Source organism: Enterobacter cloacae complex sp. P24RS (assembly GCF_014982165.1).
Taxonomy (GTDB): Bacteria; Pseudomonadota; Gammaproteobacteria; order Enterobacterales; family Enterobacteriaceae; genus Enterobacter; species Enterobacter quasihormaechei.
In genome coordinates, this window is record NZ_JADCKU010000009.1 from 1 (window position 1) to 19410 (window position 19410).

Consider the following 19410-nt stretch of genomic DNA (forward strand, 5'->3'; position numbering starts at 1 on the left):
GCGGGGGCCGGATTTGAACCGACGACCTTCGGGTTATGAGCCCGACGAGCTACCAGGCTGCTCCACCCCGCGTCCGTGGAAGCGCACTATACTCGGATAGGTTTGTGATGCAACCCCTTTTTCGCATAATTCATTATTTTGTATGCAAAATGAACGGGAATAGCCACTTCGGACTATTTTTTGTCCAGAATTTGCCAAAGGGAAGGCGATTGCATTTCATTCATACGGTGGGTTTGTTATCTTCATCACGCGGAAATGGGCAACTAAAAGACGAGATATAATGAAAGGACGTTGGGCGAAGTATCTGATGACAGGCGCAATGGTAGCGATTCTTGCGGCCTGTTCTTCCAAACCGACCGATCGCGGTCAACAGTATAAAGACGGGAAGTTATCCCAGCCTTTCTCTTTAGTTAACCAGCCCGATGCCGTGGGTGCTCCAATCAATGCCGGGGATTTCTCCGAGCAGGTGTACCAGATCCGCAAAGCGTCGCCGCGCCTGTATGGCGCACAGAACAACGTTTATAGTGCCGTACAGGACTGGCTGAAGGCGGGCGGTGATACGCGCAATATGCGCCAGTTTGGTATTGATGCCTGGCAGATGGAAGGGGCCGATAACTACGGTAACGTCCAGTTTACCGGCTACTACACGCCGGTTGTCCAGGCGCGACACACGCGTCAGGGTGAATTTCAGTATCCGATTTACCGTATGCCGCCAAAACGCGGTCGTCTGCCGTCTCGCGCCGAGATCTACGCCGGCGCGCTTAGTGAAAATTACGTGCTGGCCTACAGCAACTCGCTGATGGATAACTTCATCATGGACGTGCAGGGCAGCGGTTATATTGATTTTGGCGACGGTTCGCCGCTGAACTTCTTTAGCTACGCCGGGAAAAACGGTCATGCCTACCGCAGCATCGGTAAGGTGCTCATCGACCGTGGTGAAGTGAAACGAGAAGACATGTCGATGCAGGCGATCCGCGAGTGGGGCGAAAAGCACAGCGAAGCGGAAGTGCGTGAACTGCTTGAGCAGAACCCATCGTTTGTTTTCTTCAAGCCGCAAAACTTTGCGCCGGTGAAAGGGGCTAGCGCCGTACCGCTGATTGGCCGCGCCTCGGTGGCCTCGGATCGTTCAATTATCCCGGCGGGCACCACGCTGCTGGCGGAAGTGCCTCTCCTCGACAACAACGGCAAGTTCAACGGCAAGTATGAGCTGCGCCTGATGGTGGCGCTGGACGTGGGCGGGGCGATCAAAGGCCAGCACTTCGATATTTACCAGGGCATCGGCCCGGATGCCGGGCACCGTGCAGGCTGGTATAACCACTACGGACGCGTGTGGGTGCTGAAGACTGCGCCGGGTACCGGAAACGTATTCAGCGGCTGATTGTGGTATTCTGAGCGCAAGACGGATTACGGTTCAGGGTGAGGAATACCTCACCCTTTTTACATCTGAGGTTTTATGTCTGTGGTAATCAGCGATGCCTGGCGCCAGCGTTTCGGCGGCACGGCACGGTTATATGGTGAAAAAGCCCTGCAACTGTTCGCGGATGCGCATGTCTGCGTGGTGGGCATTGGGGGTGTGGGTTCGTGGGCGGCAGAAGCGCTGGCGAGAACCGGCATTGGCGCAATTACGTTGATTGATATGGATGACGTCTGCGTCACTAACACTAACCGTCAGATCCACGCCCTGCGTGATAATGTCGGTCTGGCGAAGTCTGAGGTGATGGCGGAGCGTATTCGTCTGATCAACCCGGAGTGCCGCGTAACGGTGATTGACGACTTTGTGACGGCAGATAACGTCGCGGAGCACATGAGCAAAGGCTACAGCTACGTCATTGACGCCATCGACAGCGTGCGCCCGAAAGCGGCGCTGATCGCTTACTGCCGTCGCTATAAGGTGCCGCTGGTGACCACCGGCGGGGCAGGCGGACAAATCGATCCGACTCAGATCCAGGTGGTTGACCTGGCGAAAACCATTCAGGATCCGCTGGCCGCTAAGCTGCGCGAGCGCCTAAAAAGCGACTTCAACGTGGTGAAGAACAGCAAAGGCAAGCTGGGCGTGGACTGCGTGTTCTCTACCGAAGCGCTGGTTTATCCGCAGGCGGATGGTTCGGTCTGTGCGATGAAAAGCACGGCGGAAGGGCCAAAGCGGATGGACTGCGCCTCTGGGTTCGGTGCGGCCACCATGGTGACCGCCTCCTTCGGCTTTGTAGCGGTCTCTCACGCCCTGAAGAAGATGATGGCGAAGGCAGAACGTCAGGCCTGAGCCTGACGTGCGGCATCCAGCACCGCGTCGTTGAGCGCGATCAACCCCTGACCGCGCGAGGCGCTAAGCTGCGCGCGAAGTCCCAGCTCATCAAACAGCGCCAGCGGAGAATGCGCCAGCAGATCTGCGGCGCGTTTCCCTTCGACGGCGGTCAGCAGCACCGCCAGCAGGCCGCGAACGATGCGTCCCTCGCTGTCGCCGAAGAAATGCAGCTTCTCACCGGATACGCTAAACCCAAGCCAGACGCGGTTCTCGCAGCCAGCGATCTCCTTCGCCTGTGACTTCAGATCGTCTGACAGGGTGGGAAGCTGTTTACCCAGCAGGATCAGCTGACGGTATTTATCCTCCCACTGCGTGAGCGGGGCGAAGGTCTGTTTCAACGTCTCTTCAGTGATAACGGTGCCGAACGGGTGCCCGGCTAAGGCTGAATGTGTCATTAATCCACCAGTAATTCCAGGGCGCGGTCGACGGCGGAAACCAGCGCGTCGACGTCGCTTTTTGTGTTGTACGGTGCAAACGAGGCGCGCAGGGTGCCGCTCACGCCCATGGCTGCCAGCAGCGGCTGGGCGCAGTGCTGTCCGGCACGCAGGGCAATGCCGTACCCGGCAAGCAGCGTCACCATGTCGCTATGGTGTACGCCCGCGAAGTCAAAGGCGAGCAGGCTGGAGTCCTGTACGCGGAACGAGCGAAACCCCGGGCGTTTTTTAAGCTCTTCTTCCGCCAGCGTCGCCAGGCCCCGGCTCCAGCTTTCAGCCTGAACCACGTCCGTTTCTGTGAGCCATTCGAGCGCCGCGCTCAGGCCGATAACCCCGGCCACGTTCGGCGTACCGGCTTCCAGGCGGTAAGGTACATCCTGAGTTTTAAAGCCGTCGAAGGTCACTTCGGTAATCATCTTGCCGCCGCCGAGCCACGGCGTCATCCGGGCCAGCAGTTCAGGTTTGCCGTACAGCGCGCCGATACCGGTTGGCCCGTACAGCTTGTGCCCGGAGAACGCATAGAAATCGATATCCAGCGCCTGAACGTCAGCCGGGAAATGCACCACTCCCTGCGCGCCGTCGACCATCACCACCACGCCGCTGGCATGGGCAATTTTAATGGCGCGCGCCAGATCCGGGCAGCCGCCGGTGACGTTGGACATCTGCCCCAGCGCCAGAATACGGCTTCGCGGCGTTATCAGCTCCGGCAGACGCGCCACGTCCGGCAGAAGGTCTGCACCCAGCGGGAGCTTTACAACGCGCGCCCCGGTTTGTTCAGCCACCATCAGCCACGGCACCAGGTTGGCGTGGTGCTCTGCCTCGCTGACGATGATTTCATCTCCGGCCTGCAACAACGGACGCGCGTAGCATTGCGCCACCATGTTAATGGCCTCGGTGGTACCGCGCGTCCAGACGATGCTCTTACCGCTGTCGGCATTGATCAGGCGCGCGACCTGATCCCGTGCGGCTTCGTATTGCGCCGTCAGGCGCTGCGCTTCGGCATACTGGCTGCGGTGTACGTTCCCGGCGCTCAGGCTGTAAAACTGGCGGGTTGCCTCAATCACCGCCTGCGGCTTAAGGGCCGTGGCGGCGCTATCAAGATAAATACCGGCATCGGCCAGCGCGGGAAACTGTGCGCGAAACTGCGCAGGACTGAAAGCGTTCATGGAATTCCTCATATCGATTCTTCGATCGTCGCGCAAATTTATCGACAGGGCAAGGAAGTTGATATCTATCAGATTTGTCTGCTTATCCTGGCGAGTCTGAAAAAGCAGGTTATGCTAAATAGTGTTAGGCGGATGTTTTAGCCTGTTATAAATCGAGGTTTGAATAGCATTAATTGCTAAAGGAGATAATCATGAAAAAGACAGCTGCAATCATTTCTGCCTGTGCGTTGACCTTTGCCCTGAGCGCCTGTTCTGGTAATAACTATGTAATGCATACCAACGATGGTCGATCTATCGTCTCTGAAGGGAAACCGACAACCGATAATGATACCGGGATGATTTCATACAAAGATGCTAACGGGAACAAACAGCAGATCAACCGCAGTGATGTGAAAGAGATGAAAGAAATCGAGCATTAATAGCGAGATAAGCGAAAAAAAAGCACCGCAAGTTGGCGGTGCTACATTAATCACTATGGACAGACAGGGTAAATGTACAGGAAGTGAAAAATTGGTAGCGTTGCTACCGTGGTCTGAATCGCAGACCAATTGCAAACACAACAACACAACATCACAACCGTAAGCCAAAAGCCCTTCAGAACACGCATTCCAAAAAAACTTTTCGTTCCGGCTCAGGAAGTGCCGCCACTATAGGTATTTGCTGGTAGTTCCTCAACGGACAAATTATAATGGCTCAGATAAAAAAAACTAATAGGTTAAACGTTGTTTCCTATATGTTAAATCTCGTTAACATCTAAGCCAGATAACCATGTCCAAGCGATTGCCACCCCTTAATGCATTACGTGTTTTTGATGCAGCAGCACGCCACCTCAGCTTCACCCGCGCAGCCGATGAACTTTTTGTGACACAGGCCGCAGTAAGTCATCAAATCAAGTCTCTGGAGGATTTTCTGGGGCTTAAGCTGTTCCGTCGCCGCAACCGATCCTTGCTGTTGACCGAAGAGGGGCAGAGCTATTTTCAGGATATTAAAGAGATTTTTTCCCAGCTGACGGAAGCCACCCGCAAGCTTCAGGCCCGCAGTGCAAAAGGTGCCCTGACGGTCAGTTTATTGCCCAGTTTTGCCATTCAATGGCTGGTGCCGCGACTCTCAAGCTTTAACTCAACTTATCCGGGAATCGATGTCCGAATCCAGGCCGTTGACCGTCAGGAAGACAAGCTGGCAGATGATGTGGACGTGGCGATTTTTTACGGTCGCGGCAACTGGCCGGGCTTGCGTGTAGAGAAATTATACGCAGAATATCTGCTGCCGGTCTGTTCGCCGCTGCTGCTGACGGGGGACAAGGCGCTCAAAACGCCCGCCGATCTGGCGAAACATACGCTTTTGCACGATGCGTCGCGTCGCGACTGGCAAACTTATACCCGTCAGTTAGGTCTTAATCATATAAACGTGCAGCAGGGGCCTATTTTTAGCCACAGCGCGATGGTGCTACAGGCTGCCATTCACGGACAGGGCGTGGCGTTGGCAAACAACGTGATGGCGCAGTCCGAAATTGAGGCAGGCCGTCTGGTTTGCCCGTTTAACGATGTTCTGGTCAGCAAGAATGCATTTTATCTGGTTTGTCATGACAGTCAGGCAGAACTGGGTAAAATAGCCGCTTTCCGGCAGTGGATACTGGCGAAAGCGGCAAGCGAGCAAGAAAAATTCCGCTTCAGGTATGAACAATAACGTTTGTGTGCCGGGCACGCATTAATTCAGGACTTAAACATGACCAGCCGATTCATGCTGATTTTCGCCGCAGTAAGTGGCTTTATTTTTGTAGCTCTGGGCGCGTTTGGCGCGCATGTGTTAAGCAAATCTCTGGGCGTTGTGGAGATGGGCTGGATCCAGACCGGCCTTGAATATCAGGCGTTCCACACGCTGGCAATATTTGGGCTGGCGGTGGCGATGCAACGCCGCATCAGCATCTGGTTCTACTGGAGCAGCGTCTTTCTGGCGCTGGGTACCGTACTGTTCAGCGGCAGCCTCTACTGCCTGGCGCTGTCGCATTTACGCCTGTGGGCGTTTGTTACACCTGTCGGCGGCGTCAGCTTCCTGGCGGGTTGGGTATTAATGTTTATCGGAGCTATCCGTCTGAAACGCAAGGGCGTTGTTCATGAATAAGGTTGTTTTATATTGTCGCCCGGGGTTTGAGAAAGAGTGCGCCGCGGAAATCACCGATAAAGCGGGGAAGCGTGAAGTCTTCGGATTTGCTCGCGTCAAAGAGAACGCGGGCTATGTGGTATTTGAATGCTATCAGCCTGATGACGCCGACAAGCTGGCGCGCGAGCTGCCGTTCAGCTCGCTGATTTTCGCCCGCCAGATGTTTGTCGCGGGCGAACTGCTGAAAGATCTCCCACCGGACGATCGCATCACGCCGATTGTGGGCATGTTACAAGGCGTGGTGGAGAAGGGTGGCGATTTACGCGTGGAAGTGGCCGACACCAACGAAAGCAAAGAGCTGATGAAGTTCTGCCGTAAGTTCACTGTGCCGCTGCGCGCGGCGCTGCGCGATGCGGGCGTGCTGACAAACTACGAAACGCCAAAGCGTCCGGTCGTGCATATCTTCTTTATTGCGCCAGGGTGTTGCTACGCAGGCTACTCGTATACCACCAACAACTCGCCGTTCTTTATGGGGATCCCGCGTCTGCGCTTCCCGGCGGACGCGCCGAGCCGTTCAACCCTGAAGCTGGAAGAGGCGTTCCACGTCTTTATCCCGGCCGACGAGTGGGACGAACGTCTGGCAAACGGCATGTATGCGGTCGATCTCGGGGCGTGCCCTGGCGGCTGGACCTATCAGCTGGTGAAACGCAACATGTGGGTTTCTTCTGTGGATAACGGCCCAATGGCGCAAAGCCTGATGGATACCGGGCAGGTCACCTGGCTGCGCGAGGACGGTTTCCGCTATCGCCCGAACCGCAACAACATCTCCTGGATGGTGTGCGACATGGTAGAAAAGCCGGCGAAAGTCGCGGCGCTGATGGCCTCCTGGCTGGTAAACGGCTGGTGTCGTGAGACGATTTTCAACCTCAAGCTGCCGATGAAAAAGCGCTACGAAGAGGTGTCGCAGAACCTGGCCTATATTCAGCAGCAGCTGGACGAACATGGCATTAACGCGGAAATCCAGGCACGACAGCTGTATCACGATCGTGAAGAAGTGACGGTGCACATTCGTCGCTGGTGGGCGGCCGTAGGCGGACGTCGCGACGAGCGATAACGTCTGTAATGCCCGGTGGCGCTACGCTTACCGGGCCTACAAAACCGTGAATCGTTTTAACGCTCTAACCTCAACTGCTGCAAATTTCCGTCCAGCTGTAAATCCGTCTGTAGCGTCGCCACCTCGCGGCAGATAAACGCCATCTCTTTGTGTGCCTCCAGCTTCTTGCGCCACTTTTCCGGTACCTCATCCAGCCGGGCGTAAATGCCTTCCAGGTTTTGAAACTCCGTCAGCAGCTGTGCGGCACTTTTTGGTCCAATGCCGGCGACGCCCGGTACTTTGGAGCTGCTAATCCCCGCCAGCCCCCAGTAGTCAGGCAGCTGTTGCGGCGAGACGCCAAACTCCCCGGCAATAAAGGGCGCGTCCAGCCAGCGTTTCTGGAAATAGTCGCGGATGCGGATCGTGGGAGAGAGCAGCTGGCAGTAGCCTTTGTCGGTTGAAACGATGGTTGCCTGATGCCCGGCGCTCGCGACTTTCACCGCCAGCGTTGCGGCCAGATCGTCAGCCTCGTTGCCGTGCGCGCCCCAGCAGGGAACGCCGCGCTGTTCAAAGGCGGCGCGAATAACGGGCATTTCGGCGTGCAGATCGTCCGGCATCGGCGCGCGTCCGGCCTTGTAGTCAGGGAGACGCTGATGTCGCCAGCCGCTGTTGCGCGCTTCGTCGTCAAACACGGCCACGACGTGCGTCGGCTCGCTGTGGCGAATAAGCTGCTCCAGCGCGTGCAGGCAGGTGTCCTTGCAGGGTGTGCCCTGGACCGCATGGATCCGGCGAATCAGGTTGAGCGCGTCGACGATAAGTAAATGAACAGCCACAGATATTCTCCCTTAAAGCTAATGGATAAAGGGTATCACTGTCGGCAGGGGGAAACGAATAGCTTGAGGGAAAACAGGAAGAAGCCTCGCAAAACGAGGCTTCCTGACCGGCTTAATCGCAGGTGACGATCTTCATCGCCAGGCCACCGCGGGAGGTTTCGCGGTATTTGGCGTTCATGTCTTTACCGGTTTCGTACATGGTTTCGATAACCTTATCGAGACAGACGCGCGGTTCGCTGGTGCGGCGAAGCGCCATACGTGCCGCGTTCACCGCCTTCACGGAGGCAATGGCGTTACGCTCGATGCACGGTACCTGTACCTGTCCGCCAACCGGGTCGCAGGTCAGTCCCAGGTTGTGCTCCATGCCGATTTCCGCAGCAATACAGACCTGTGCAGGGCTTGCGCCCAGCAGTTCAGCCAGACCCGCCGCCGCCATAGAACAGGCTACGCCCACTTCACCCTGACAGCCCACTTCCGCACCGGAAATGGAGGCGTTCATCTTGTACAGAGAGCCAATCGCACTGGCAACCAGCATATAGCGCGCCAGTGAGTTTGCGTTCACTTCGCGGATAAACTTGTCGTAATACGCCAGTACCGCCGGAACGATACCGCACGCGCCGTTGGTTGGCGCGGTCACCACGCGGCCACCCGCAGCGTTCTCTTCGTTTACCGCCAGCGCGAACATGTTGATCCAGTCGACGACGGCCATCGGGTCGGTGGTGGTTTTGTCGGTGCTGACCAGCATGCGGCGCAGCGCAGCCGCACGACGCGGAACGCGCAGTTTACCCGGCAGCACGCCTTCGGTGGTGATCCCGCGCTCAATACCGCTGCGCATCACCTCCCAGACGTTAGCGAAGTGCTGTTCCAGCGCCTCTTTGCTGTGCAGGGCCAGCTCGTTTTTCATCATCAGGCCGGAGAGAGAAAGCCCCGTCTCCTGGCAGTGACGCTGTAAATCGGCCGCGTTTTTGTACGGGTACGGCACCTCAACGGCGGAACCGTTGGTTTGACCAAAATGGTCTTCGTCGACGATAAACCCGCCGCCGATGGAGTAATACGTCTGGCTGTAAACCGCTTTATCGCCGACCAGCGCGGTAATGCGCATGCCGTTCTCGTGCAGCGACAGGTTATCCGCATGGAAATTCATGCAGTGGTCAACCGGGAATTCAACCTCATGCTCGCCGTTGGCCAGCAGCAAACGACCGTGGGTGTTTACGTCCTGGATAAAGCCAGGAATGGAGTCAATATCAACGGTATCCGGCAGGTTACCCGCCAGGCCCATGATAATGGCAATATCGGTATGGTGGCCTTTACCGGTCAGGGAAAGGGAACCGTATACATCGACAACCACGCGGGTGATGTCGTGCAAAATGCCGCGTGCAATCAAGTCATCCGTGAATTGTTTACCGGCTTTCATTGGTCCGACGGTGTGAGAGCTGGAAGGACCAATACCGATTTTGAAGATATCGAATACGCTAATCATGATGCGTCCATTGCTTCAGTCAGAGGGGAGGAGTGCGCCGTCCGCAGACGGCGCAGGAGGTATTAGCTGAACAGCGAGTAGAAAATAGCGGAGATGGCAATCAGACCCATCACAACAACGAAGACGTTGCTGATATGGCCGCTGTATTTGCGCATCGCAGGCACTTTCTGAATCGCGTACATCGGCATCAGGAACAGGATCATCGCGATAATCGGGCCGCCCAGGGTTTCAATCATGCCCAGAATGCTTGGGTTCAGGGTGGCTACCGCCCAGGTGGTCACCAGCATGAACAGCGCGGTGATTTTGTTCAGACGGTTGATTTCAATGCTCTTGCCCTTACCGCGCAGAGATTTAATCACCATACCGTTGAAGCCTTCACGTGCGCCCAGGTAGTGGCCCAGGAAGGATTTGGTGATGGCGATAATCGCGATAATCGGTGCCATCCACGCAATCAGCGGTGCGTTAAAGTGGTTTGCCAGGTAAGACAGAATAGAGATGTTCTGCTCTTTCGCCGCCGCCAGATCCGCCGGGGAGAGGCTCAGCACGCAGCTGAACACGAAGAACATTACGGTCAGTACCATCATGATGTGCGCGCGAGCCAGGATGCTGGAGCACTTCTTCTCTGCGCCGTCGCCGTACTCTTCACGCTTCGCTACCGCGAAGGAGGAGATAATTGGTGAGTGGTTGAAGGAGAACACCATTACCGGGATTGCCAGCCACAGGGTCAGCAGCAGGCCGTTACCGGTCGCGGATGCGCTGCTCAGAGACAGGGTTTCCAGGGCAGCACCGTTCCACTGTGGGATCAGGTACAGCGCCAGCACCATCAGGGCCGCAACAAACGGGAATACCAGCACGCTCATCGCTTTCACAATCATCTGCTCGCCGAAGCGCACGATGGTCATCATACCAACGATCAGGATCAGGGAGAGGATCGCGCGCGGCGGCGGGGTCATCTGAAGCTGATGCATCATGAAGCTTTCAACGGTGTTGGTGATAGCGACGCTATAAACCAGCAGAATCGGGTAAATCGCAAAGAAGTAGAGCAGGGTAATCAGCTTACCTGCGCCGACGCCGAAGTGTTCTTCAACAACTTCAGTGATGTCTTCGCCCGGGTTTTTACCGGACAGCACGAAGCGGGTCAGGCCGCGGTGTGCAAAGAAGGTCATCGGGAAAGCGATGATTGCCATGATGATCAGCGGGATCAGACCGCCGACGCCCGCGTTGATAGGAAGGAACAGTACACCAGCGCCGATTGCCGTGCCGTAAAGGCCAAGCATCCACATGGTATCCGTTTTGCGCCAACCGCTTCGGGAATCAATCGAAGCAACGGTGCTGGTTTGAGTGGTTTCCATCTGTATCTCCTGGAGGAAGCAAATTGTCAGGTTTTTAGTCAAATCCGATGAAAAAGTGCCTGACGGTAATATGAAATTCGTTCAGTGACGGTTTTTTAATAATTTTTGCCCGTAACTATTGGCGGGCGGAAAGATACATTCTAGTTATGAATCTATCAGTGATCGCGATCCCAAATGCAATAATCCACTTATGATGTGGGCATCTTTAGACCAATTATCTGTTAAAAAAACATCAAAGAGAATTTACGGGCGCGAAGGCTACCATTAACAACATGTTTTAGAAAAGGCTGGCCCGCGAGATAGGTGTCTTTCGCTGTAAAGAAATGGGATTTTAGTATTTTCTGGCGGGTAATTTTGATTAAGGCTGATTATTTACGGTTTCAGAAACCAGGTAATCGTTTGCGTTGGCGTCAGATTTGCTAATAACATTTAAGAGCGCTATGAATTGCATCACTAATAAAAAAGCCGGATGACGATCCGGCTTGAGTGGAAGGAAATGAGGCTTTACTTGATGATTTCGTAACACGGAATATAGGCGGAGCCTGGAAGCTTCATGCGGTGCTGGGCGACAAAGCCCTGCAACATGTCATCCATACGGCGCATCATCTCCGGGTCACCGTGGATCTTATACGGCCCGAACTCTTCAATCGCGCGGATCCCCACCTCTTTCACGTTCCCCGCCACAATGCCGGAGAAGGCGCGACGCAGGTCGGCAGCCAGCACTTCCACCGGCTGATCCGGATAGAGTTTCAGGTTCGCCATGTTCTCATGCGACGGCTCGAAGGGGATCTGGAGATCCGGTGCGATACGAATGGACCAGTTAAAGCTGTAGGCATCCCCGGTATCACGACGGTTCTCTTTCACCAGCGGCATCGCTTTTTTCATCTGACGGGCCACTTCTGCGGCATCGTCAATGATAATGCGGTAGTGACGGCGCGCGTCTTCACCCAGCGTATGCACGATAAACTCGTCCAGCACGCGGAAGTAGTCGGCGCTCTCTTTCGGGCCGGTCAGGATCAGCGGCAGAACCTGGTCTTTGTTGGCCGGGTTCATCAGGATCCCCAGCAGATAAAGCAGCTCTTCCGCCGTGCCTACGCCGCCCGGGAAGATGATGATGCCGTGCGCGATACGGACAAACGCCTCAAGACGCTTTTCGATATCCGGCATAATAATCAGTTCGTTAACCAGCGGGTTAGGCGGCTCAGCGGCGATGATCGACGGCTCGGTCATGCCGATAAAGCGACCATCTTTATAGCGTTGCTGCGCGTGTCCTACTGCCGCACCTTTCATCGGCGCTTCCATCGCGCCAGGGCCGCAGCCGGTACAGATATTCAGCTCGCGCAGGCCAAGCTGAGTCCCCACGCGGCGGGCGTACAGGTATTCGGTTTCGTTAATGGAGTGACCGCCCCAGCAGACGACCATGTTCGGCGCCTCGCCCACGTGCAGGGCACGGGCGTTACGCAGAATGGAAAAGACCAGGTTGGTGATATGAACGGAGCTTTCCAGATCAAGATGCTGGAAACGACCGGCGTTGCTGATCTGTCCGTTAACAAACAGAATATCGCGCAGCACGGCAAACAGGTTGGCCTGAAGTGAGCGAATAATACGCCCGTCGACAAAAGCGTCCTCCGGCGGGTTGATCACTTCCAGCTTCACGCCGCGCTCGCGGCGCAGCACGTTGATATCAAAACTTTCGAAGCGGGACAGCAGCTCTTTACTGTTGTCGGTCAGGCTTCCGGAGTTCAGTACGGCAAGTGAACAGTTACGAAACAGTTGATAAAGGTCGCTACTGGCGGTGCGTTTAAGCATGTCCACTTCCAGCTGCGACAACATATCCATAGAGCCAAGCGGGCTAATATGTGTAATCAAGTGAGCTCCTTATGGGACGATTATCGTCTTTCCCTGTTGATTACAATAGCCCTGGCTTATGACGTTTCACAACACTTCGGGCGGAATACCGCCCGCATATTGTGAAAATATTTATCTTACTGGCGTACCAGCCGTCCGGTGGCAGACACAAAATCGGTATTGGTGCGCCACGGGTTGATATCCAGACCCCCACGGCGGGTATAGCGGGCATAAACGCTCAGCTTTTCAGGCTGGCAGAAACGCTGGATGTCATTGAAGATACGTTCCACGCACTGCTCGTGGAATTCGTTGTGGTGGCGGAACGACACCAGGTAACGCAGCAGTTTTTCCCGGTCAATTTTCGGGCCGCGATACTGAATCTGAACGGAGCCCCAGTCCGGCTGGTGGGTAATGAGGCAGTTGGATTTGAGAAGGTGGCTGACCAGCGTCTCGTCCACACGCTTTCCGCTCGCCGCGTTTTCGAGGTAGTCGGCGCTAAATTCGTAGCTCTCTATCTCAATATCCTGGTCGTCGATGCAGGTGCCGTGGAAATGGGCGATGGGCTGTCCTTCCAGCTCGTGCAGACGGTATAACGAGACGGATACGTTCCCCTGCGCGCAGGCGGCTAAATCCCGCTCCAGCGTTTGCTGAACCTCGTCCCAGCTGTTGAATCGGGTCTGGTTGAAGCTGTTGAGATAGAGCTTAAAGCTTTTGGACTCGACCAGGTTCACGCTGGCGTAGTCCAGCTCAACGTGGCCCACGGCCACCTGCGGCAGCCCGCGCGCGTTCAGCCAGGAGAGTTCATACAGCGTCCAGATATCGCCGCCAACAAACGGCAGCGCATCGGCCTGAAGGCCAAGCGGATCGCGGTTCAGGCTGCGCGGCACGCCCTGAAGCAGGCTTGCGTCGTAGGTGTCGCGGTAATCGGTCGATTTACCCAGCGTTAAGCCCGTTAACGCCTGATGATTTTCGTAAGACATGTTTCATAGCCACTTTACAGGTACACTTAGGGGCTGAGTTTATCCTGTCTTACAAGAAGAGAGAAATCGGTGGATATCGAAACTGCAAATGCCCTGACGAGCTTCACGACCCGCTATTGCGATGCCTGGCATGAAAAGCGGGGGACGTGGCCGCAAAGCACTGAATTATATGGCGTGCCGTCACCTTGCATTATCGCTTCGCAGGATGATTACGTACTCTGGCAACCGAAACCGTTCGCGGGCGAGCAGAACGTAAATGCGGTTGAACGCGCCATGGACATTGTGGTACAACCTGCGCTTCATGCGTTTTATACCACGCAGTTTGCCGGGGATATGATGGCATGCTTTGCACGACAGCCGCTGACGCTGCTGCAAACCTGGAGCGAAGACGATCTTCAGCGCGTTCAGGAAAACCTCATTGGTCACCTGGTCACGCAAAAACGCCTTAAGCTCTCTCCGACTCTCTTTATTGCGACGCTCGACAGTGAACTGGACGTCATTTCTGTCTGCAACCTCTCTGGCGAGGTGATTAAAGAGACGCTCGGCACCCGCAATCGCGACGTTCTCGCGCCTTCACTTGCGGATTTCCTCACCCGCCTTGAGCCGCTTCTGTAATCCATGATGCTACTGGGCGTGTGAGAGATCTCTTACACGCTCTGTGAGACATCGCCGAAACAATTAGCATTGTCTTATGGATTTAAGATTAATATTAACTTTTCTTTCAACAGGTTAGCGATTTTCTTAATCGATAACGCCCGTTTCGCCTGGCTTACACTGCGCACAAGGTGGGTTGTAAGACGACGCAGAATAGCGGATTCTATCTCTGTCGACAGGATGCCGACGCAAGAAACGAACATCAGGATGATGGCGTTTCTTATCAGGGACACGTCAGGACGACGCCGCAGGAAGGCTTCAGGATGAAGCAAAGTGGATCACGCAGGATGCGTAAGGGACACCTCCAGGAAGGAGAACGAGAGCCGGTCAGGATGGTCGGTGGGTCAGGATGGCCAGGACGTTTCAGGATGAAACCTACACATCAGGACGATGTGAGCAGGAAGCAAAAGGTAAAGGGATGACCAGGCCTTCGGGCATCAGGAAAAGTTGTCACGGATGAGCAGGGAGCACGTATTGTAGCTGGAATGCTGCGAAACGAACCGGGAGCACTGTTTTTACAGTGCTCCCTTTTTTTATTTCTGCCTTCCGCAATGCTATGCTTCGCGCCATTCCGTTTTTCAGTTGAGGTTACTATGACGCATCACGATAGCGTTCGTGCGCAATTGCACGCCATCGAAGCCCTTATGCGCCAGCATCAGCTGTGGCAGGACAATGCGCCGCAGCCAGAAGCGTTCGCCAGCACCCAACCGTTTTGTCTGGATACGCTGTCCCCGTTCGAATGGCTCCAGTGGGTATTAATTCCGCGCATGCACGCGCTGCTGGAAGGGGGACACGCGTTGCCCCAGGCGTTTGCCGTCTCTCCCTATTACGAAATGGCGCTGGAGGCGACCCACCCGGCGCGCGACGTTATGCTGGTTGAGCTGGAAAAGCTGGATACGCTTTTCGCCGGTGACGATGCATGACGCTTGAGATCCTGTATCAGGATGAGTGGCTGGTGGCGGTGAATAAACCGTCCGGCTGGCTGGTACACAGAAGCTGGCTCGATCGCGATGAGAAAGTGGTGGTGATGCAAACCGTGCGCGATCAAATTGGTCAGCACGTCTTTACTGCCCATCGTCTGGATCGGCCAACCTCTGGCGTTCTGCTGATGGGACTTTCCAGCGAGGCCGGGCGCCTGCTGTCGCAGCAGTTTGAACAGCACCAGATCCAGAAGCGCTACCACGCCATTGTGCGCGGCTGGCTGACGGATTCCGCCACGCTGGATTATCCGCTGGTGGAGGAACTGGATAAAATCGCCGATAAATTTGCCCGCGAGGATAAAGGTCCGCAGCCTGCGGTGACGGAGTATCGCGGTATGGCGACCACAGAACTGCCGGTGGCGACCAGCAAATTTTCTACCACGCGCTACGGTCTGGTTGAGCTTTTGCCCAAAACCGGGCGCAAGCACCAGCTTCGCCGCCACCTTGCGCACCTGCGCCATCCGATTATCGGCGACAGCAAGCACGGCGATCTGCGCCAGAACCGCAGTGCGGCAGAGCATTTTGGCTGTAACCGGCTGATGCTGCACGCCAGCGAGCTGCGCCTGACGCATCCGTTTACCGGCGAACCGCTGACTATTCGTGCGGGGCTGGATGAGGTCTGGATGCAGGCGCTGTCACAGTTTGGCTGGCTGGGACAACTCCCCGAAAATGAAAGGGTTGAGTTTGCCGCAGGCAACGTTCAGGATGAACAGCAAGCGCAATAATGACGGGAGCAAAGCATGGCTGAAGTAGGTATTTTTGTCGGCACGATGTACGGCAACTCGCTGCTGGTGGCGGAGGAAGCGGAAGCAATCCTCGTCAATCAGGGCCATAAAGCCACGGTCTATGAAGATCCGGAGCTGGCAGACTGGGAAAAGTACGCCGATAAATACATTCTTATCGTGACCTCGACCACGGGGCAGGGCGATTTGCCGGACAGCATCATGCCGCTTTTCCAGGGGATTAAAGATCGGCTTGGCTACCAGCCGGACGTGCATTACGGCATCATCGCGCTGGGAGACAGCTCGTATGCAAACTTCTGCGGCGGCGGCAAGCAGTTCGATGCGCTGTTGCAGGAACAGAGCGCTCAGCGCGTCGGCGAGATGCTGCTGATCGACGCAGGTGAGCACCCTGAACCGGAAAGCGTGTCGAACCCGTGGGTTGAACACTGGGCAACGCTTCTTAAATAGTTTCGTAGGCCGGGTAAGGCGTAGCCGCCACCCGGCAACAAAGCCGCACCAAATCCTCAATTCCGTGAAGTATCTTCCATCACTTTGGGCTTATGCCCCAAACCACGTTCCCTGCATGCTTCAATGTTGTGTTCCTGCACGGTGAGAGAACGCATCACTCCTTCATATACTTTTCTCGTCACTATAAAACGGCTTGATGCCGTACCAAAACCAAACACCAATCTCTCATTCTGATTACCCTACAGGTGCTGTACAGAATGAACCAGGCGAAAGCTATGTTTCAGGAGTGCAACAATGAGTACATTAAGCCACGCGGCGAGCAGCGCTGAGAAGCGCACCAACGCTCGCTACTGGATAGTGGTGATGCTGTTTATCGTCACATCTTTCAACTACGGCGACCGCGCCACGTTGTCCATTGCCGGCTCTGAGATGGCAAAAGACATCGGGCTCGATCCGGTTGGTATGGGTTATGTTTTCTCCGCATTTTCATGGGCCTACGTTATCGGCCAAATCCCTGGCGGCTGGCTGCTTGACCGCTTCGGCTCAAAACGGGTCTACTTCTGGTCCATCTTTATCTGGTCGATGTTCACCCTGTTGCAGGGCTTCGTGGATATCTTCAGCGGCTTCGGCATCATCATTGCGCTCTTTACCCTCCGCTTCCTGGTGGGCTTAGCGGAAGCGCCGTCTTTCCCCGGTAACAGCCGCATCGTGGCCGCCTGGTTCCCGGCGCAGGAGAGGGGAACGGCGGTAGCAATTTTTAACTCGGCGCAATACTTTGCAACGGTCATTTTCGCGCCCATCATGGGCTGGCTGACGCATGAAGTGGGCTGGTCACACGTCTTCTTCTTCATGGGCGGGCTGGGGATCGTCATCAGCTTCATCTGGCTGAAGGTGATCCACGAACCAAACCAGCACCCGGGCGTGAACAAGAAAGAGCTGGACTATATTGCGGAAGGCGGGGCGCTGATCAACATGGATCAGAAAACCCAAAAGGCAAAAGTCCCGTTCAGCCAGAAATGGGCGCAGATCAAGCAGCTCGTCGGCTCACGTATGATGATCGGCATCTATCTCGGCCAGTACTGCATTAACGCGTTAACCTACTTCTTCATCACCTGGTTCCCGGTTTACCTGGTGCAGGCGCGCGGCATGTCGATTCTGAAGGCGGGGTTTGTCGCCTCCGTACCGGCCATCTGTGGCTTTGTGGGCGGGGTCCTCGGCGGGGTTATTTCCGACTGGCTGATGCGTCGTACCGGTTCGCTGAACATTGCGCGTAAAACGCCCATCGTGCTCGGGATGCTGCTCTCCATGACCATGGTGTTCTGTAACTACGTCAGCGCGGAGTGGATGATCATCGGCTTTATGGCGATGGCCTTCTTCGGTAAGGGCATTGGCGCGCTGGGCTGGGCTGTAATGGCAGACACCGCGCCGAAAGAGATCAGCGGCCTGAGCGGCGGTCTGTTCAACATGTTTGGCAACATTTCCGGCATTGTCACCCCAATCGCTATCGGGTACATCGTCGGCACCACCGGCTCGTTCAACGGCGCGCTGATTTATGTTGGCGTCCATGCGCTGGTGGCGGTACTCAGTTACCTGGTGCTGGTGGGCGATATCAAACGTATCGAACTGAAACCTGTTGGGGAGCGCGGATGATGACAACGCAATCAAGCCCTATCGTAACGGAGATGAAGGTCATCCCGGTGGCGGGGCAGGACAGCATGCTGCTCAACATTGGCGGCGCGCATAACGCCTGGTTTACCCGCAACATCGTGGTGCTGACCGACAGTGCAGGAAATACCGGCGTCGGGGAAGCGCCTGGCGGAGAGGTGATTTACCAGACGCTGGTCGACGCCATCCCGCAGGTGGTTGGGCAGGAGATCGCCCGCCTGAACAAGGTGGTCCAGCGCGTGCATAAGGGCAACCAGTCGGCGGATTTTGATACCTTCGGTAAAGGCGCCTGGACCTTTGAACTGCGGGTTAACGCGGTGGCGGCGCTGGAGGCGGCTCTCCTTGATTTACTGGGCAAGGCGCTGAACGTGCCCGTTTGCGAGCTGCTGGGGCCTGGCAAACAGCGTGATGCGGTAACGGTGCTGGGCTATCTGTTCTACATTGGCGACCGGACTAAAACCGATCTGCCGTATCTGGATCGCTCCCCAGGCAGCCACGAGTGGTATCACCTGCGTCATCAGGAAGCGCTCAACGCTGAGGCGGTGGTACGCCTGGCAGAGGCGGCGCAGGATCGCTACGGCTTTAAAGACTTCAAGCTAAAAGGCGGCGTCCTGCCGGGCGAGCAGGAGATTGACAGCGTACGGGCGTTGAAAAAACGCTTCCCGGAGGCGCGCATCACCGTCGATCCGAACGGCGCATGGCTGCTCGATGAAGCTATCGCGCTGTGCAAAGGGCTGGGCGACGTGCTGACCTACGCGGAAGATCCGTGCGGCGCGGAGCAGGGCTTCTCTGGCCGCGAGGTGATGGCGGAGTTCCGCCGCGCCACCGGACTGCCGGTCGCAACCAACATGATCGCCACCAACTGGCGCGAAATGGGTCACGCGGTGATGCTGAATGCGGTGGACATTCCGCTGGCAGACCCGCACTTCTGGACCCTTTCCGGCGCGGTGCGCGTGGCGCAGCTGTGCGATGACTGGGGGCTCACCTGGGGCTGCCACTCCAATAACCATTTCGACATTTCGCTGGCGATGTTTACCCACGTTGGCGCGGCGGCGCCGGGCAACCCGACCGCCATCGACACCCACTGGATCTGGCAGGAGGGCGAAGCGCGCCTGACCAAAAATCCACTTGAAATCAAAAACGGCACCATTGCCGTACCGGATGCGCCGGGGCTGGGCGTGGAGCTTGACTGGGATCAGATCCACAAGGCGCATGAAGCGTATAAAAAATTGCCGGGCGGCGCGCGCAACGACGCGGGCCCGATGCAGTACCTTATCCCCGGCTGGACATTTGACCGTAAGCGCCCTGTTTTTGGACGTCACTGAAAAAAGGA

The 19410-nt window shown here is 56.1% G+C and carries 19 protein-coding genes; 12 read left to right on the plus strand and 7 right to left on the minus strand.

Annotated elements, in window-relative coordinates; genetic code table 11:
• The first annotated feature begins 280 nt into the window (after nt 1–280).
• Both mltA and tcdA read left to right on the plus strand, forming a co-directional pair.
• Complete coding sequence (gene mltA, locus INF58_RS11270) at nt 281–1378, plus strand: murein transglycosylase A (RefSeq protein WP_063451923.1); 1098 nt, start codon at nt 281–283, stop codon at nt 1376–1378.
• 75 nt (nt 1379–1453) lie between these two features.
• Complete coding sequence (gene tcdA / locus INF58_RS11275; protein ID WP_193527695.1) at nt 1454–2260, plus strand: tRNA cyclic N6-threonylcarbamoyladenosine(37) synthase TcdA; 807 nt, start codon at nt 1454–1456, stop codon at nt 2258–2260.
• On the opposite strand, the gene csdE is transcribed toward tcdA, so the two are convergent.
• Together csdE and csdA are read right to left on the minus strand one after the other, a co-directional pair.
• Complete coding sequence (gene csdE / locus INF58_RS11280) at nt 2251–2697, minus strand: cysteine desulfurase sulfur acceptor subunit CsdE (RefSeq protein WP_063451922.1); 447 nt, start codon at nt 2695–2697, stop codon at nt 2251–2253. The two genes, tcdA and csdE, sit on opposite strands and share 10 nt — an antisense overlap.
• Nucleotides 2697–3902 carry a cysteine desulfurase CsdA gene (csdA, locus tag INF58_RS11285; RefSeq protein ID WP_193527696.1) on the minus strand — a complete coding sequence of 402 codons (1206 nt, stop codon included), beginning with the start codon at nt 3900–3902 and terminating at the stop codon, nt 2697–2699. The genes csdE and csdA overlap by 1 nt, the downstream gene beginning before the upstream one ends.
• Nucleotides 3903–4093: 191 nt before the next feature.
• Between csdA and INF58_RS11290 the strand changes: the two genes are divergently transcribed.
• The 4 genes from INF58_RS11290 to rlmM all read left to right on the plus strand — a co-directional run bounded on the left by INF58_RS11290 (nt 4094) and on the right by rlmM (nt 7116).
• Nucleotides 4094–4321 (plus strand): YgdI/YgdR family lipoprotein, encoded by a 228-nt coding sequence (locus INF58_RS11290; RefSeq protein ID WP_015571738.1) that lies wholly within the window; start codon nt 4094–4096, stop codon nt 4319–4321.
• Between the two features lie 349 nt (nt 4322–4670).
• Entirely contained in the window at nt 4671–5588 is a 918-nt protein-coding gene (gcvA, locus tag INF58_RS11295) for a glycine cleavage system transcriptional regulator GcvA (RefSeq protein ID WP_063869307.1), read from the plus strand.
• Between the two features lie 39 nt (nt 5589–5627).
• A complete protein-coding gene (locus INF58_RS11300) occupies nt 5628–6023 on the plus strand; it encodes a DUF423 domain-containing protein (protein WP_003862756.1) in 396 nt (131 codons plus the stop codon).
• Nucleotides 6016–7116 carry a 23S rRNA (cytidine(2498)-2'-O)-methyltransferase RlmM gene (rlmM, locus tag INF58_RS11305; RefSeq protein WP_063451919.1) on the plus strand — a complete coding sequence of 367 codons (1101 nt, stop codon included), beginning with the start codon at nt 6016–6018 and terminating at the stop codon, nt 7114–7116. Before INF58_RS11300 ends, rlmM begins: the two co-directional genes overlap by 8 nt.
• A 56-nt stretch (nt 7117–7172) precedes the next feature.
• Here the strand turns inward: rlmM and xni are convergent, their stop codons facing one another.
• From xni to queF, 5 genes are all read right to left on the minus strand, one after another.
• Nucleotides 7173–7928, minus strand: coding sequence for a flap endonuclease Xni (gene xni, locus INF58_RS11310; protein ID WP_193527697.1), 756 nt, complete (start codon nt 7926–7928; stop codon nt 7173–7175).
• A 112-nt stretch (nt 7929–8040) separates the two neighbouring features.
• Nucleotides 8041–9408, minus strand: a complete 1368-nt coding sequence (locus INF58_RS11315) for an L-serine ammonia-lyase (protein WP_112792728.1) — start codon at nt 9406–9408, stop codon at nt 8041–8043.
• A 62-nt stretch (nt 9409–9470) separates the two neighbouring features.
• Nucleotides 9471–10760: an HAAAP family serine/threonine permease SdaC gene (gene sdaC / locus INF58_RS11320; RefSeq protein WP_063869315.1), complete on the minus strand. Its 1290-nt coding sequence runs from the start codon at nt 10758–10760 to the stop codon at nt 9471–9473.
• 504 nt (nt 10761–11264) lie between these two features.
• Nucleotides 11265–12629, minus strand: a complete 1365-nt coding sequence (ppnN, locus tag INF58_RS11325; protein ID WP_063451916.1) for a nucleotide 5'-monophosphate nucleosidase PpnN — start codon at nt 12627–12629, stop codon at nt 11265–11267.
• 116 nt (nt 12630–12745) lie between these two features.
• Entirely contained in the window at nt 12746–13588 is an 843-nt protein-coding gene (queF, locus tag INF58_RS11330; RefSeq protein WP_193527698.1) for an NADPH-dependent 7-cyano-7-deazaguanine reductase QueF, read from the minus strand.
• 69 nt (nt 13589–13657) lie between these two features.
• On the opposite strand from queF, the gene syd reads away from it, so the two are divergent.
• The 6 genes from syd to INF58_RS11360 all read left to right on the plus strand — a co-directional run bounded on the left by syd (nt 13658) and on the right by INF58_RS11360 (nt 19402).
• Entirely contained in the window at nt 13658–14203 is a 546-nt protein-coding gene (syd, locus tag INF58_RS11335; protein WP_193527699.1) for a SecY-interacting protein, read from the plus strand.
• A gap of 632 nt (nt 14204–14835) precedes the next feature.
• Nucleotides 14836–15165 (plus strand): YqcC family protein, encoded by a 330-nt coding sequence (locus INF58_RS11340; RefSeq protein ID WP_063869323.1) that lies wholly within the window; start codon nt 14836–14838, stop codon nt 15163–15165.
• A complete protein-coding gene (gene truC / locus INF58_RS11345; RefSeq protein WP_193034956.1) occupies nt 15162–15947 on the plus strand; it encodes a tRNA pseudouridine(65) synthase TruC in 786 nt (261 codons plus the stop codon). Before INF58_RS11340 ends, truC begins: the two co-directional genes overlap by 4 nt.
• A 15-nt stretch (nt 15948–15962) precedes the next feature.
• Entirely contained in the window at nt 15963–16412 is a 450-nt protein-coding gene (locus INF58_RS11350; RefSeq protein ID WP_063869327.1) for a flavodoxin, read from the plus strand.
• A gap of 294 nt (nt 16413–16706) precedes the next feature.
• The gene (gene gudP / locus INF58_RS11355; protein ID WP_063451910.1) at nt 16707–18062 is read left to right on the plus strand and encodes a galactarate/glucarate/glycerate transporter GudP; all 1356 of its coding nucleotides are present in this window, start codon (nt 16707–16709) and stop codon (nt 18060–18062) included.
• Nucleotides 18062–19402 (plus strand): enolase C-terminal domain-like protein, encoded by a 1341-nt coding sequence (locus tag INF58_RS11360; RefSeq protein WP_193527756.1) that lies wholly within the window; start codon nt 18062–18064, stop codon nt 19400–19402. Before gudP ends, INF58_RS11360 begins: the two co-directional genes overlap by 1 nt.
• Nucleotides 19403–19410 lie beyond the last annotated feature (8 nt).